Here is a 15,447-nt window from a genome sequence, read left to right as displayed (position 1 = left end):
GATAATAATGAGTAAATTCTTGAAAAACTAATCTATTTAAAAGGGGGACTATCGGATGTATGGAAATGAGGATAAAAAAGAACAGTGCCCAGTTAAAACGATCACTGCAAGGTGTTGAAAAGTCATTTTCAGGTGTGGATAAATGTGGATAACCAAAAAATCCTCCGCAGAACCGGAAAGATCTGCGGAGGATTTTTTTAACTATTTTGTTTCATACGTTTGATCACCTTCAGACGTGTAAACTCTTCACGCTCTTTTTCTTCCAGAGCATTGGTGATATCTCGGGTGAGAGTTTCGTATCTGGGGATGGTGATGTTTTTCAGCGCATTGGCACGCTTCTGGGTTTTTTTGATGTTGGTGGCAAGACGGATGGCGGCGTTTTCGATCATGGAGAGCTGGATGGACAGCTCCTTTACACGCTCGAAGGCTGCCTTGGCCTCGTCCAGGGACAGCTTGGTGCTGTAGTAGGCGTAGGTCGGCGTGTTGCCTGCTTTTTTGTCATATTCCACAAGAGGGATCTCGGTTCCCATGACACTCCTGGTTTTGATTCGGATGGAATCTTCCACAGGAACGGTATGAGAGATCTGGTCTACGAAAGCGATTCCAATTTCCATATTTGCCTTCTGAAGAGCCGCATAAGCGGTACGGAAGGTCTCATCGATCTGTGACTGGATATCCTTTGCCTGATCGATCAGCTCCATCATTTCACGGATCAGGATATTACGCTTTTTGTCCATAAGCTCATAGCCCTGTTTGGAAAGAGCCAGAGAGTTTTTTGCAAGTATGAGATTTCCCTTGGTGGGAAAGGTATTCGGATCCATAAAATCACCTCACTAACGGACGGTTTCTCTGTAATACTGATCCAGAACTTTGGTATCGATACGGTCGAGCTCTTCTCTTGGAAGAAGGCCAAGAAGCTCCCAGCCCTTATCCAGAGTTTCGATGATGCTTCGATTCTCTGTTTCTGACTGTCCTACAAACTCTGCCTCGAAGGCTTTTCCGAATACAAGGTACTGCTTATCCAGCGGAGAAAGCTCATCCTCACCGATAACGGATGCCAGAGCTCTTGCATCGCCTACCTTTGCGTAGCAGGAGAAGAGCTGGTTGGCAACATCCTGATGATCGGCACGTGTGAAGCCTTCACCGATACCGTCCTTCATCAGACGGGACAGGGATGGCAGAACATTGATCGGCGGATAGATCGCCTGACCGTGAAGCTGGCGGTCCAGTACGATCTGGCCTTCTGTGATATATCCGGTAAGGTCCGGGATCGGGTGTGTGATGTCGTCGTTTGGCATGGTCAGGATTGGGATCTGGGTTACAGACCCGGTGCCGCCACGGACGATTCCCGCACGCTCGTAAAGGGTTGCAAGCTCACTGTACAGATATCCGGGATAACCCTTTCGGGAAGGAATCTCACCCTTGGAGGAGGAAACCTCTCGCATGGCCTCACAGAAGGAGGTGATATCAGTCAGGATTACCAGGATATGCATGCCTTTTTCAAAAGCAAGATACTCAGCGGCAGTGAGGGCGATCTTCGGTGTCAGAAGACGCTCTACAACCGGATCGTTTGCAAGGTTCAAAAACATCACAACGTGGTCGGACGCACCGCTTTCTTCGAAGGTCCTGCGGAAGAATTCCGCTACGTCGTATTTCACACCCATTGCTGCAAAAACAATGGCGAATTTCTCATCGGAGTCTGCTCCCAGGGAAGCCTGCTGAACGATCTGTGCAGCCAGCTTATCATGTGGAAGACCGTTACCGGAAAAGATCGGCAGCTTCTGGCCGCGGATCAGTGTGGTCAGTCCGTCAATAGCGGAGATACCGGTGTTGATATAGTTTCGTGGATATTCACGGGTTACCGGATTCAGCGGAAGCCCGTTAATGTTCAGGCTGACCTCCGGTGTGATCTCGCCAAGCCCGTCAATGGGCTGGCCGATACCGTTAAAGGTACGTCCCAGGATCTCAGGAGAAAGCCCGATCTCCATAGGATGTCCGGTAAGACGTGTGTGTGTATTGCCGAGGGACATATTGTCAGTTCCCTCAAAAACCTGGATAACGGCCTTGTCCTCATAGATTTCCACGATACGGCCGATCTTTTGAGTGCCGTCCTCCATGTGGAATTCCACGATCTCCTCGTAAGATGCGTTTTTTACACCCTCAAGGACAACAAGAGGGCCGTTTATTTCACTCAGGCCAAGATATTCGATTGCCATAAACTGATCCCTCCTTTAACCGTTTCTTTCCAGTACATTGTCGTAGAAGCGGTCGATATCTTTATGATATTCATCAAAACGCTCCGGCTCTTTATTTGGAACCTCGTATTTGATGGCGATGATACGTTCAAAGATCTTATCCTCCTTCAGCACGGAAACCGGCATGCCACGGTTTACAAGGGCACGGCATTTTTCGTAGAGATAGAGGATGGTTTCCATCATCAGGAACTGCTTTTCCATAGGAACACTGGTGTCCTCCTGGTGAAAAGCGTTCTGCTGCAGGAAGCCCAGACGGATAACCCTGGCGATCTCCAGCGTCAGCTTCTGATCATCCGGAAGAACATCGCTTCCGATCAGCTTGACGATCTCCATAAGAGAGCTTTCCTGGTTGAGGATAGCCATGATCTGGTTTCTGTCATAAACGAATTTCGGGGAGACATGCTCTCTGTACCAGGGAGTCAGGTCCTCCAGATATTCGCTGTAGCTGGTCAGCCACTGGATGGCAGGGAAGTGACGGGCATAGGCAAGAGCCTTGTCCAGTCCCCAGAAACAGCGGACAAAACGTTTGGTATTCTGTGTGACCGGCTCGGAGAAATCACCACCCTGAGGGGAAACGGCACCGATAATGGATACGGAACCCTCTGTTCCGTTCAGGTTCTGCATCATTCCCGCGCGCTCATAGAAGGCGGAAAGCTTACTTGCCAGATATGCAGGGAAGCCTTCCTCTGCAGGCATCTCCTCCAGACGTCCGGAAAGCTCACGGAGAGCCTCGGCCCATCGGGATGTGGAGTCTGCCATGATCGCTACATCATAACCCATATCACGGTAATATTCCGCAAGTGTAACACCTGTGTAGATGGAAGCCTCACGGGCTGCAACCGGCATGTTGGAGGTGTTGGCGATCAGTGTGGTACGGTCCATCATCAGGTTTCCGGATTTCGGGTCGATCAGTTTGCTGAAGTCCTCAAGAACCTGTGTCATCTCGTTTCCACGCTCGCCGCAGCCGATATAGATGATGATATCTGCGTCAGACCACTTGGCGATCTGGTGCTGTGTCATGGTTTTTCCTGTTCCGAATCCACCGGGAACTGCGGCAGTGCCTCCCTTGGCAATAGGGAAAAGGGTATCCAGGATTCGCTGACCGGTAAGGAGCGGAACGCTGGCCGGGAAACGCTTGTAGGTCGGTCGTGGAACACGGATCGGCCATTTCTGGGCAAGTGCCAGTTCTTTTTCAGTTCCGTCATCAAGGCGGATGGTAACAATGGGCTCCAGAACGGTATAGGCACCGTCAGGAGCTGCATGGATAACGGTTCCGTGTGTGATCGTGGGCGGAACCATGGATTTGTGAAGGATGGAGGCGGTTTCCTGTGTCTCGGCAATAACCGTGCCTGCACCGATGACGTCACCTTCCTTTACGGTAATGTGGGTTTCCCATTTTTTTTCTGTGTCAAGAGAGTCAACGCTGACACCACGGGAAATATATTTTCCAGAGGCCTGGGCAATCTCTGCCAGAGGTCTCTGGATACCATCAAAAATATTGTGGATGATTCCCGGACCAAGGAGAACGGAAATAGCGTCTCCTGTTCCGATAACAGTTTCTCCGGGTTTCAGCCCTGTAGTTTCCTCAAAAACCTGTATGGTCGTCATATGTTTCTTAAGACCGATGACTTCTCCAACCAGTTTTTCGGGGCCTACATAGACCATCTCGGAGATCTTGAAGCCGGTGTCGCCCTTGAGGTAGATAACAGGACCGTTAACACCGTAGATAATACCTGTTTTACTCATGTGCTGGACCTCCGTCAAATTTGAATTCTCTGTAAGCTGCCTGATAGCCTTCCTCAAAGGAATTGTCGATGAGGATATTTTTTTCAGGGATTATCGCCTTGATCCCGCCGATAAAGGATTCATCGGAAACCTTCAGCGGGAAACCGGTCTTTACAGTGAGAGACTTCAGACGGGGTTCATCTTCTTTTGAAAGATAGATCTGGATCTCATCGTGTTCCGCGAAGCAGACAGCTTCCTCGATCTTTGTACAAAGATATTCTTCATAGCGGGGAGATTCCATGAATTTCAGGATCTGTACCCGGACATCTGCAAAAAGTTTTTCTTTTAAGCGGCTCTGTCTGGCAGTCCAGTTTCGCCGGATGTGAAGCTGCTCTGCGGAAAGTGCCTTGTTGATCTCACGCTTTGCGTTTGCGATCTCGGCTTTGCGGGAACTGGCAGCATTTCCCAGAGACATTTTTTTATGTTCCTCCAGTGCGGCATCCAGGGTTTCCTTGTGTTCCCGGACATCTTTTTCCGCCTGACGGCGTGCTTCGTCCACGGAGGTGTCATAGAAGTGTTTAAGCTTCTCTTCAATTGTCATAATATCACCTGCCTATAATTTTAATCCGATGGCCTCATTTACATAAGATGTAATGAAATCAGGTCTGCGGCCGGTACCATGTCTGTCAGGAATTTCAATGATGAGAGGTGTTTTGTGATGAAGCTTGACATCATCAATGATTTCAGGAAACTCCCGGCCGAATTTTTCGGTCAGGAGTATGATTCCGATCTCTTTGTCTGCGATGGTGCGCTCCAGAGCTTCCTTCAGCTCGTCGTGCTCATGAACGATCACACCCTCTACACCGGCCAGTCTCATTCCTGTCAGAGTATCAATATTGTCACTGATCAGATACATTTTCATATCAAAGTTTACCCAGAATCATGAAGGAGATGATCAGTCCATAAAGAGCAACACCTTCGGCAAGACCTACGAAGATAAGAGATTTACCAAGGATGCTCTGATCCTCACTGATCGCTCCAAGTGCTGCGCTTGCCGCACTGGCAACGGCAATACCACCACCGATACAGGAAAGTCCGGTAACAAGTGCTGCTGCGATGTAACCCATACCTGTTGCAAGGCCTGCGTCAGCGCCTGTAGCAGCCTGTACGGAAGCTCCGCCTGCAAATGTTACTGCAATGGCAACAAGCATGATCCCGAAGAAGAAAAAGGCGTTGACACCAAGAGCTGTTTTGTAGCGGCCGCGGCTTTTTTCGCCGAGAAGATAATAACCAAATGGAAGAATGATGCTGAGTACAAGTGCAACTGCGATTGTGATCTGTGTAATGACTGTCATGATGATGACCTCCTTAATATTCGTTTAATTGAATGCCCGGATCAGAATGCGTTCCGACTCTGGCATTTTATTTGTTTTTTGAACAGAACGGCTCGAATTTCCGTCCGCTGCCCTTGTAAAAACGGCTGAACATTTCGTAATATTCCAGACGGAGTACCTGGATACCTACGATCAGGCCCTCCATAGCGCATACGAACAGGTTTCCGAGAATGATGACGATCCAGTTCGGACTGCCGTTCTCCGCGCCTGCAAGCATAAGTACAACCTCCATCATAGCTGCGTGGCTGACTGCAAAAGCACCGATACGCACGAAGGAGAGTGTATTGGAAAAGTAGCTCAGGATAACCTCGAACAGTTCAAAGATACCCTGTACGATAAACATGCCTTTTTCTTTTGGCATAACCTCGGCCTTTTTTTCTACCAGGTTTGTAAGAGGCTCCTTGAAGAAAATAAGAAGCAGCGGTAAACCAAACATAATGGCAAGGACTGCACCACCCGGAACTGCATGCCCGGATACAAAGAGTCCGATGCAGAGAACTGCGGAGCCATAAAATACAAGTCCTGCCACAGCGTTGGTGTCAAACCAGGTTTTTTCAACATCATGCGTTTTAAAGGAATTGATGATGTTGAAAACCATACACAAGAGGATGATTCCCATGCCGAAGCCGATGGCAACGATAAATACGGTATTCAGTTTTCCGATAAAAGGTATGGTCGTCATACTGTCCACAGGCCGCAGCCACAGAGCAGGTATGACATCCTCAAATCCAAAGATACTTCCGAACATCAGACCGAAAAATGTGGAAAAGACTCCGGCGCAGCTGATGATTCCGGCAAGATCGATATGCTTCAGCTTGTACAGGAGCAATCCTCCGATAAAGAGCAGGAGTCCCTGTCCTGCATCACCGAACATGGCTCCGAAAATAAAGGAGTAGGTGATGGCAACAAACCAGGTGGGGTCCATCTCGCCATAGGCGGGAAGTCCGTACATTTTTACATACATTTCAAAGGGTTTGAAAAGCTTCGGGTTTTTCAGCTTGGTCGGCGGCTGATGGTTCTGGTCGTGTTCCGGCGTATTGGTATCTTCTCCGTCTACCAGGCAGAAGATTTTTTCGTCGGATGAGATATCGGCTTGAAAAGCTCTGGTGTCGGCTTCTGTCATCCATCCGCAGAGAATATAGAAATTTTCATGCTTTCCGGTGCAGGCTGCCGCTTTCCGGACATCGAAATTTCTGGAAAACTGAAGAAGTGTGTTTCTGGCGGTAACGATGGTTTCTGCCTGATCTGCAAGAAATCTCTGGTATTTCTGTTTCTGTGTTTCCAGATGCTTCAGGGCATCCTCGTATTGTTTGCTTACGCTTGAAAATGCCTGCTGGGCAGTTCCGGTATAATTATCCGGCACAAAGATCTTTTCAAAGTGCATAGAAGAGTAGGCGGCATCAATTTTGTGCGCATCATGCTTCGGTACGAAGTAAACGCCCCAGACGTATTGGTCATCTTCATCGCATTTAAGGAAGATCGTGTTCAGATTGTCGTAAATATATTTCTTGAATTTCTCATAATACTGTTTCTCGATACGTCCGAAATGAAAATGGATATACTTCAGATGAAGTATGGATGAAATATCATAATCAATATTTCGGAAGGGACGTATGATCCGCAGTGATTCTTCCAGAGAGGAACATTTTTCTTCCAGTTCGGACTGTTCCTTCTGGAGCTGATCCGCCTGGGAGCGGATCTCCTTTACTGTGGAAAGTGCTGTTTCAATACCCGGGCTTCTGTTGGAAGTGGACGGAGGAGTTTTCAGCTCCTCATAAATGGTATTGATGGAATTTAAGGCATCTCTGTAGGGGTTGACATCCAGGAAAGGCGTCAGACTTTCTACTGTGGTCAGCTCTGAGAGAGCGTTTTCCAGATGGATCTCGTACTTGCACAGGTAGGTGTTTACAACCCGGTCGATATCTGCCTTGGGACCGGTGATGCTCAGAAAATTCATTTTTTCAATCACGTTGCTACCTCCTGGTTATTAACCGTTGCGTATATAACGCAGGGATTGTTCTGGGTCCACGCCATAGCGCACGCATTCAAGGGCAATGGTCAGACGGTTGACTTCATGTTCTTTGTGATATAAATAGGAATAGATGACTGCTACGGAATAGGGATCCTTGCGTGCTTCCTGTTCCAGTATGCTGCGAAGAATATAGTTATAAAATTCTTCCAGACTGGCGACGGTCAGCTGTTCGTATTTCTTACCATAATAAGTTCCATTGAAGATACGACGGAACTCTTCTGGTGTAGGGGCCTCCACAAGGGTGGTGATCTCCTCTTTGCGGAGCTTGTAGTTCATGGGGACCAGCAATGCGTAAATAGCAGCCGATTCCATCTGAAAGCAGCGTTTGGAGCGCTGGATGAACTGCAGGTTCAGCATATCGAATTTTTCACCGTAAGCCTTGGTGATCTGTTTCAGATCGTTACCTTTGAAAAGCTTCTTCCGCACATTCCAGATCTGTGAAAAATACGAAAGGTCAAGTGCCATGCCGAAGTCAAAAAGCGTGGCATTTCCACGTTCGTTGACCTGAGACAGCGGAATAAAAAAATCATTTCCCTTCAGTGCCGCAATGAATTCATCCATATTAGTGCAGGCGGTAAGCCTGTCAATGTCCAGCTTGGAATGATGTCTGAAAAAATCGCGGTAGGGAGAAATATCTACGGGATCGGTGTCCCGGTGGTCAAAGAGATTCGTCATGATTTCTTTCAGGACGCGGATCTCATAACGCTTCGAGTAAAGCGACAGGAACGTTCGCTGTTCCTGATTTGCAAAGTGGTAAAGCCTTGAAAAATTCAGGAAGATGGATTTCTTCAGGAGTTTTTCTATCTGTCCGCGGTGAAGATCATTTTCATCGAGACCGGACCAGATATTCTGATATTCGGGAGTCCGTTTCAGGTAGGCTGTTACCTGGGGGACATTGGGAAGCTGAACGATTTCTTCCAGCTGCTCATCTGTCACAAGCCTGCTCTGCATGGCGCGGATCTTGGTGGAGAGTCCGCTGTATGAGAGGACAGAGCCCATTGAATCACTTCCTTTCCCTTCAGGTTTCGGTGATGCCTGTTATTTTCTGAAACAGCTCACTGCAAAGATTTTCGTGATGGGCTTCGTAATAGGCATCCAGCCTGGATAGCTGGTCTTCGGTTTCTGCACGAAGCTCATTGATCCGGGCGTCTTTCTCGCGGGCCAGATCTTCACGGATCTTCCGGATCTCGTCGCTGGTTTCTTTTTCAAGTGAAGCGTCGAATTCCTTCGTCTGTTTTTCTGCTTCTTCCGAGAGAGCCTGTTTCTGTCGCGCAGCGTCCTGCATGATGGCATTGGCTGTAGCTTCGATTTCCGAAAGCTTATTTAGGATTTGTTCCATAACGCCCTCCTTGTTTGTTTATTGTTTATAATTGATTTTTATATGATACACCTTTTTTATGGTAAAAACAACTAAAATTTTGTTAATTTTTCTGCAAACTTTTGAGGGAAATGTGGGTAAAAAGATATTTTTTGGGGTTTTGTGGGAAAAGAGGAAAACCGCAAAGGGGCCATAAAGCCATGGCCCCTCTGCACACCCCTCGGGCTTTTTTTAGGAGTTCTTGGTTGTGGTGGTGTGAGGTTGTTGACTTGTGTATGTATGCTGCGGTGTTGGATGTGTGAGGTTGAGCCGATGTGTGTGGATGCGGATGGTGTTGGATGTGGACGGCGAGGCGCGTTGCTGTCGCCTGGTTGAGAGGATGTGTATATGGATGCGGATGGTGTTGGGGGTGGACGGCGAGGCGCGTTGCTGTCGTCTGGTTGGGAGGATGTGTATATGGATGTGGATGGTGTTGGGGGTGGACGGCGAGGCGCGTTGCTGTCGCCTGGTTGAGGGGATGTGTATATGGATGCGGATGGTATTGGGGGTGGATGGCGAAGCGCGTTGCTGTCGCCTGGTTGAGGATTTTTTTTATTTTTTGCTTGCGGCGGGGTGGGGGTTACATGTATAGTTGAATATTGGGATGCATTGTACAGGGTGTTTTATCGGATATTCTGGAAGAGGAATGATGATTTTTTTGGATTTGTGCAGGTATTCTGGTTTGTGTGGCTGGTGGCGGATGTATTATAGTGGTTTCATTGGTTTGGGGAATTGTTATAGACTGCTTTTGCTGGCTGCGAGAGGTAGTTATTTGATTTGTATATTATAGGAAGATTAATTTGGAGGTTATTTATGAGATTACGTAATATTCCCGGGGCGAAGGATGCGATTTTGGAGTGTGACTGGGTGATTGATGAACCGGAGAAGTTTAAAGGGGAATGGGCGAGTGTTTTTGGGGAGAAGAGACCGCTTTTTCTTGAGGTTGGTATGGGAAAAGGGCGTTTTCTGATGGATATGGCGCGGCTGCATCCTGAGAGGAATTATGTTGGAATCGAGATGTATGACAGTGTGCTGCTTCGGGCACTTCAGAAGAGGGAGGAGCTTGAGGAGGCCGGGGAGAAGTTTTCAAATCTGGTGTTCATCCGTGTGGATGCAAGGCTTTTGCCGGAGATTTTTGAGAAGGATGAGGTTGACGGGATTTATCTGAATTTTTCCGATCCGTGGCCGAAGGCCCGTCATGCCAAGAGAAGATTGACTTCTAGGGAGTTTTTGAAGAGGTATGAGCAGGTCCTGAAAAAAGAGGGTACTGTGGAATTTAAGACAGATAACCGTGGATTGTTTGAATTTTCCCTGGAAGAGGTGAAGGAGTCTGACTGGAACCTGGAGGTTTGTACGTTTGATCTTCATCATGATGAGGAGCTGGTGAAGGGAAATGTGATGACGGAGTATGAGGAGAAGTTTTCTTCCATGGGCAATCCGATCTGTAAGATGGTGATCAGACAAAAATAGAAGAGGTAAGGTTAGGTGGTTTTCAGAAGGTATCTGATATCAAAGCTTATCTGGCGCATAGATATTCTGCATTAATATAGAAGGTTGTTTTATCGGGCTGATCTGTAAACAGATCGGCCTGTTTTCATATAATAAATAAGAGGGAGCGTCAAGCAGGAAGATACGAATCTGCAGGAGAAGCTGCCTGATCTGTATAAAGAAAGAGGGGAAGATAAGGTTTGAAAAAAAGAAAATCCAACTCATTCCGTCGAAATCTCAATAGTGTAAAACGCGGCGTCAAAAGCCAGGCATTTCAGATCAGAAATTCGCTGTCAGAAATAGAAAAATCACTGAACAAAATTGCATCAAATGAAGATATAAAAAATAAAAAAGAAAAAAATAAAAAAAATTAAAAAAAGGTGTTGACTTTCTTCAAATCATAACGTATAATACAACATGTCTTGAGGAACGAACGAAACAAAAAACGAAAGACAAACAATTAAATAAGCGTCTTTAGCTCAGTTGGTAGAGCACCTGACTCTTAATCAGGGTGTCCAGGGTTCGAACCCCTGAAGACGCACTAAAGGCACTGTTTTTGCAGATATAGAGCTGCGGGGACGGTGTTTTTTTGTTGTGTTTATGCGGGTTTCAGGGGTTTTGAGGTTTTGTCTGGACGGAGTGATCTGGAGGAAATGGACCGAGATGAAAATGTCGATCATCAGATAGAATCAGAATGTCTAATATAGACACCATGATTATAGGTATAGATCCTTTTGAATAAAGAAAGGATGGTATACTATGGGAGTTTGTAAGAAGATAAAAAGGAGGGCCGGGTCTTGGAAGGGACCCGGCAGAGTATGAAAAGAAAAATAAGTAATGATCTATAAGATGAAAAAGCTTTGTGCTTTATTTGATTAATAATATACCGTCAAAATGTGATGGAACTGTGAGAAGCGTTTTAAAAATTTGTGAGGAAAGTCTAAATATCTTATAAAGTCTGATACACTGTGAAGCAGTTATTCGGTGTAGAACCGCGTAGCGAAGCGGATTGTGAATATCCGCTTGACTCGAATCAAGTAAGTCCCCTGCGGGGGGGCGAAAAGCAATAGCAGTCGGTGGGGCTTGTAAGAATAGAAAATTCTGAAATTTGTACAAAAATAGTGAAAATAAATAAGACTTTTTTAAGCCGATACGGTATAATAAACCATAGCATAAAAATCCGGAGGGGAAATGAACGAGGATGGATGTGGTACACATGTTATATGAACAGGTGCGGAAATTTTTCTGAGGGGTATAAATGAATATATCTATATTTTATGTCCAGCGGAAAATGTGATATCCGGAAAGATGGTTCAATTCTGAGGTATTCAGATGAAAAGGGAGGAGATGGCTATGGAGAAAGTGTTTGAGGCGATCAATGGAGTGTTCAGCTTTATCGGTCCACTGTCTGATTTTCTGTGGGAGTTCCCCACGAATTTTGACTGGTACAGCAGTATCCCGATTCTGGGAAATATATCCTTTGCGATCATATTACTTCTTGGGTCCGGGATTTTTTTCAGTTTCAGGATCGGTTTTATGCAGGTGACTTACTTTAAAAAAGGAATCAGGACCATGACGGAGAAACGTGTTGTGGAAACAGGAATTTCGCCGCTTGCATCGTTTTTCCTGAGTTCAGCTATGCGTGTAGGACCGGGAAATATCCTGGGCGTAACAGGTGCTATTGCAGTGGGTGGACCGGGGGCCCTGTTCTGGATGTGGATATCTGCGTTTTTCGGGATGGCAGTTGCATACATGGAGGGTGTCCTTGCTCAGATTTTCAAGGAGAAGAAGGACGATGAGTTCGTAGGAGGTCTTCCTTTTTATGGGAGAAAGCTTCTTGGAAATAAGGTATGGATCGGTGTTTTTCTTTCGGTATTGTATATTCTGTATGCGCTTTGCTGTCTGCCGGCACAGGGCTTTAACGTTGTTTCATCAGTAGGACGCATGGCAGAGATCGTAACCGGAAAAACCATTCCAAGCGGATCAGCCTTCTATTATATAGTAGGTACGCTGATCGTAATCCTCACAGCAGCTATCGCATTTGGCGGAATCAAAAAAGTATCCAGATGGACAGATATGATGGTGCCGGTGATGGCAGTGCTCTATATGGTAGTAGTGTTACTTCTTATCATATTGAATTTTACCCGTATTCCGTATTTCTTCGGAAGCGTGTTTGCAGGAGCCTTTAAGCCGGATGCATTTTTTGGAGGCGTTTTTGGAACAGTTCTTGCACAGGGCGTAAAACGAGGCCTGATGTCCAATGAGGCTGGTCAGGGAACGATCACCATGTCAGCGGCAGCAGCTGATGCAAAGCATCCATGTGAGCAGGGTGTGATCGCTTCTCTGGGAGTTTTTCTTGATACCATTGTGATCTGCACACTTACCGGATTTGTGGTAGTTATGGCACATTGCTGGACGGGAGCAGATGCGGAAAGCTGGCAGGCTCTTGATAAACTTCCCAAATATACGGAGTCCATTGCTGTGCTGACTCCTGGAACTGCAATGAACGGGGTCGTTACATTTCTTGTAACCTTATGTTTCTGCCTGTTTGCATTTACCTGTCTGCTTGGAATGATTAGCTTTTCGGAAATCGCAGCCAACCGTATCCGCAAGGATAAGATCTGTATTAATTTTGTACGCTGTATCGGTCTTTTTGTTGCCGCATTTGGTATCCTCTGTAATATCGCAGGACTGGAGCTTGGAAATCTCTGGGCATTTTCTGATCTTGGAAATATTCTGATCGTATTTTTCAACGTACCGATCGTTTATGTCGGTGCGAAATATGTTTTCCGGGCGACCAGACATTATAAGAAGAATGACGGTACTCCGTTTACATCGGAGGTAATTGGAAGAAATGACTGCGCTTACTGGGATGAGCAGGCAAAAAAGCAGTAAAAAATTTTTCCGGAAAATAAAAATTCCGGCGGGAGATAAAATTAGCATTGTAAAAGTGCATGTACTCATTTATAATGAGTAACAGATTCTAAAGATGTTATAAATAACAGGAGGAAAGCCTTGAAAAGAGAATTAGTTATTGTCATTGATTTTGGCGGTCAGTACAATCAGCTGGTTGCAAGACGTGTCAGAGAATGCAATGTATATTGCGAAATTTATTCTTACAAGACAGATCTTGAGAAGATTAAAGCGATGAATCCTAAGGGAATCATCCTTACCGGCGGACCAAACAGCTGCTATGAGGCAGATTCACCGACTTACCAGAAGGAATTATTTGAGCTTGGTATTCCGGTACTTGGACTTTGCTATGGAGCACAGCTTATGATGCATGTCCTTGGCGGAAAAGTTGAGAAGGCAGATGTCAGCGAATACGGTAAGACAGAGCTTCTCATCGATAAGAAAGATTCCAGGATCTTCAAAAATGTATCCGACAAAACAATCTGCTGGATGAGCCATACAGACTATATTTCCCAGACTGCACCGGGATTTGAGATCGCTGCACATACTGCAGACTGTCCGGTAGCAACTGCACAGAATGAAGAGAAGAAACTGTATGCGATCCAGTTCCATCCGGAAGTACTGCACACAGTAGAAGGAAAGACAATGCTGTCCAACTTCGTACTTGGTGTCTGCGAATGTGCCGGAGACTGGAAGATGGATGCCTTTGTTGAACATACGATCAAAGAGATCCGCGAGAAAGTCGGTGATGGAAAAGTTCTCCTTGCCCTGTCAGGTGGTGTAGATTCCTCCGTGGCAGCAGGACTTCTTTCCAGAGCGATCGGCAAGCAGCTTACCTGCGTATTTGTAGATCATGGCCTTCTTCGTAAGGATGAAGGTGATGAGGTTGAAGGTGTATTCGGACCGAATGGTCAGTTTGACCTGAACTTTATCCGCGTGAACGCACAGCAGAGATATTACGACAAGCTTGCCGGTGTTACAGAGCCTGAAGCGAAGCGTAAGATCATCGGTGAGGAATTTATCCGTATTTTCGAAGAAGAAGCCAAGAAGATCGGTGCTGTAGATTTCCTTGCACAGGGAACCATTTATCCGGACGTTGTAGAGAGCGGTCTCGGCGGAGAATCCGCAGTGATCAAATCCCATCACAACGTAGGAGGCCTTCCGGATTTCGTTGATTTCAAAGAAATCATTGAACCGCTTCGTGACCTGTTCAAAGATGAGGTCCGTAAAGCCGGCCTTGAGCTTGGAATTCCGGAAAGACTGGTATTCCGTCAGCCATTCCCGGGCCCGGGACTTGGAATCCGTATCATCGGTGAAGTCACCGAGGAAAAAGTACGCATCGTACAGGATGCAGACTACATCTACCGTGAAGAAGTCGACAATGCAGCCGCCGACTACAAAAAAGAACACGGAGAAGATCCGTCCTGGATGCCGAACCAGTACTTTGCAGCCCTTACAAATATGCGAAGCGTAGGTGTAATGGGAGACTTCAGAACATACGATTATGCAGTGGCGCTCCGCGCCGTTAAGACCATTGACTTCATGACTGCTGAGTCTGCTGAGATTCCTTATGCAGTACTTAATAAGGTGATGAACCGTATTATTAATGAAGTTAAGGGCGTAAACCGCGTATTCTATGATCTTACTAGTAAGCCGCCTGGAACGATTGAATTCGAATAAAATATTTTTTCGCACTGCCTTTTGACATTTTTTTTCGTAACATCCCTTGTCAAAAACCAGTGCCTCCCGTTTATTCAATCTTCATCCGCTTCCAGCCCAAAAGAAGAAAAATAAACCCAAAAGAACCACCAAAAACCTTGTCTCAGGAGAAATCCTGGAACAGGGTTTTTTTAATGGAAAAAAGAGAAAAGAAACCAAAAAGAAACCTTAAAAAAGGCTTAACTAAGCCAAAAACCAGGCATCACAGGTCTGTGAAAAAAAGAAAAAGAGATTTAAAAAATGAACAGAAAAAAAGGAGGGGCGCGGAAAGATTATCCGAAAAAAGAATAAAAAAAGATAGTCTGTTGCAGCCGGATTATCTTGATATCTTATGGATAAAGCCTTCCCGGTTTTGACAAATGAAATTACGAAAAAAGTGTCAAAAGAGGGTGCGAAAGGACAAAGGTAAATCCCTACAAAGCCTGTATTTATGGGCTTTGTAGGGATTTTTTAGATGGCGTTGGGTACGATTTGGGTACAAAACAATAAAATGGGTTGAAGTGTTATAAAATATTATATTAATTTTATAGTTTTTCATGATTTTATATTATGTAAATACAATAT

Annotated in this window: 14 protein-coding genes and 1 tRNA gene; 6 read left to right on the top strand and 9 right to left on the bottom strand. The window is 46.0% G+C overall.

The features are described 5' to 3' along the window. Positions 1 to 197 precede the first annotated feature (197 nt). From NCY57_RS15650 to NCY57_RS15610, 9 genes are all read right to left on the bottom strand, one after another. Positions 198 to 821, bottom strand: coding sequence for a V-type ATP synthase subunit D (locus tag NCY57_RS15650; protein ID WP_059086266.1), 624 nt, complete (start codon positions 819 to 821; stop codon positions 198 to 200). Positions 822 to 833: 12 nt separating this feature from the next. Further along, positions 834 to 2,216, bottom strand: coding sequence for a V-type ATP synthase subunit B (locus NCY57_RS15645; protein ID WP_015525388.1), 1,383 nt, complete (start codon positions 2,214 to 2,216; stop codon positions 834 to 836). Positions 2,217 to 2,231: 15 nt separating this feature from the next. Next, entirely contained in the window at positions 2,232 to 4,001 is a 1,770-nt protein-coding gene (locus tag NCY57_RS15640) for a V-type ATP synthase subunit A (protein WP_015525389.1), read from the bottom strand. After that, the gene (locus NCY57_RS15635) at positions 3,994 to 4,581 is read right to left on the bottom strand and encodes a V-type ATP synthase subunit E (RefSeq protein WP_250789830.1); all 588 of its coding nucleotides are present in this window, start codon (positions 4,579 to 4,581) and stop codon (positions 3,994 to 3,996) included. Before NCY57_RS15635 ends, NCY57_RS15640 begins: the two co-directional genes overlap by 8 nt. A gap of 12 nt (positions 4,582 to 4,593) precedes the next feature. Beyond that, the gene (locus NCY57_RS15630; protein ID WP_021653137.1) at positions 4,594 to 4,902 is read right to left on the bottom strand and encodes a V-type ATP synthase subunit F; all 309 of its coding nucleotides are present in this window, start codon (positions 4,900 to 4,902) and stop codon (positions 4,594 to 4,596) included. A 1-nt stretch (position 4,903) separates the two neighbouring features. After that, a complete protein-coding gene (locus NCY57_RS15625) occupies positions 4,904 to 5,335 on the bottom strand; it encodes an ATP synthase subunit C (RefSeq protein ID WP_015525392.1) in 432 nt (143 codons plus the stop codon). Between the two features lie 67 nt (positions 5,336 to 5,402). Continuing rightward, positions 5,403 to 7,343, bottom strand: coding sequence for a V-type ATP synthase subunit I (locus tag NCY57_RS15620; protein WP_118607928.1), 1,941 nt, complete (start codon positions 7,341 to 7,343; stop codon positions 5,403 to 5,405). A gap of 18 nt (positions 7,344 to 7,361) precedes the next feature. Beyond that, the gene (locus NCY57_RS15615; protein ID WP_227588831.1) at positions 7,362 to 8,405 is read right to left on the bottom strand and encodes a V0D/AC39 family V-type ATPase subunit; all 1,044 of its coding nucleotides are present in this window, start codon (positions 8,403 to 8,405) and stop codon (positions 7,362 to 7,364) included. A 19-nt stretch (positions 8,406 to 8,424) separates the two neighbouring features. Further along, positions 8,425 to 8,745 (bottom strand): hypothetical protein, encoded by a 321-nt coding sequence (locus tag NCY57_RS15610; RefSeq protein ID WP_173739393.1) that lies wholly within the window; start codon positions 8,743 to 8,745, stop codon positions 8,425 to 8,427. Between the two features lie 831 nt (positions 8,746 to 9,576). Here NCY57_RS15610 and trmB point away from each other — a divergent pair. The 6 genes from trmB (at position 9,577) to NCY57_RS15580 (ending at position 15,239) form a co-directional block, all read left to right on the top strand. Then, a complete protein-coding gene (gene trmB / locus NCY57_RS15605) occupies positions 9,577 to 10,233 on the top strand; it encodes a tRNA (guanosine(46)-N7)-methyltransferase TrmB (protein WP_092072632.1) in 657 nt (218 codons plus the stop codon). Between the two features lie 218 nt (positions 10,234 to 10,451). Continuing rightward, a complete protein-coding gene (locus NCY57_RS15600) occupies positions 10,452 to 10,625 on the top strand; it encodes a hypothetical protein (RefSeq protein ID WP_173739392.1) in 174 nt (57 codons plus the stop codon). A 94-nt stretch (positions 10,626 to 10,719) separates the two neighbouring features. Further along, positions 10,720 to 10,792, top strand: a tRNA-Lys gene (locus NCY57_RS15595). A gap of 812 nt (positions 10,793 to 11,604) precedes the next feature. Beyond that, positions 11,605 to 13,146, top strand: a complete 1,542-nt coding sequence (locus NCY57_RS15590; protein WP_250789829.1) for an alanine/glycine:cation symporter family protein — start codon at positions 11,605 to 11,607, stop codon at positions 13,144 to 13,146. 120 nt (positions 13,147 to 13,266) lie between these two features. Next, a complete protein-coding gene (gene guaA / locus NCY57_RS15585; protein ID WP_021652384.1) occupies positions 13,267 to 14,844 on the top strand; it encodes a glutamine-hydrolyzing GMP synthase in 1,578 nt (525 codons plus the stop codon). Positions 14,845 to 15,017: 173 nt separating this feature from the next. Next, positions 15,018 to 15,239 carry a hypothetical protein gene (locus NCY57_RS15580; RefSeq protein ID WP_237971615.1) on the top strand — a complete coding sequence of 74 codons (222 nt, stop codon included), beginning with the start codon at positions 15,018 to 15,020 and terminating at the stop codon, positions 15,237 to 15,239. The last annotated feature ends 208 nt before the right edge of the window (positions 15,240 to 15,447 follow it).

It is taken from the genome of Blautia sp. MB18-30 (assembly GCF_023669475.1).
Classification (GTDB): domain Bacteria; phylum Bacillota; class Clostridia; order Lachnospirales; family Lachnospiraceae; genus Blautia_A; species Blautia_A fusiformis.
This window is presented reverse-complemented; position numbering and strand designations above follow the sequence as displayed.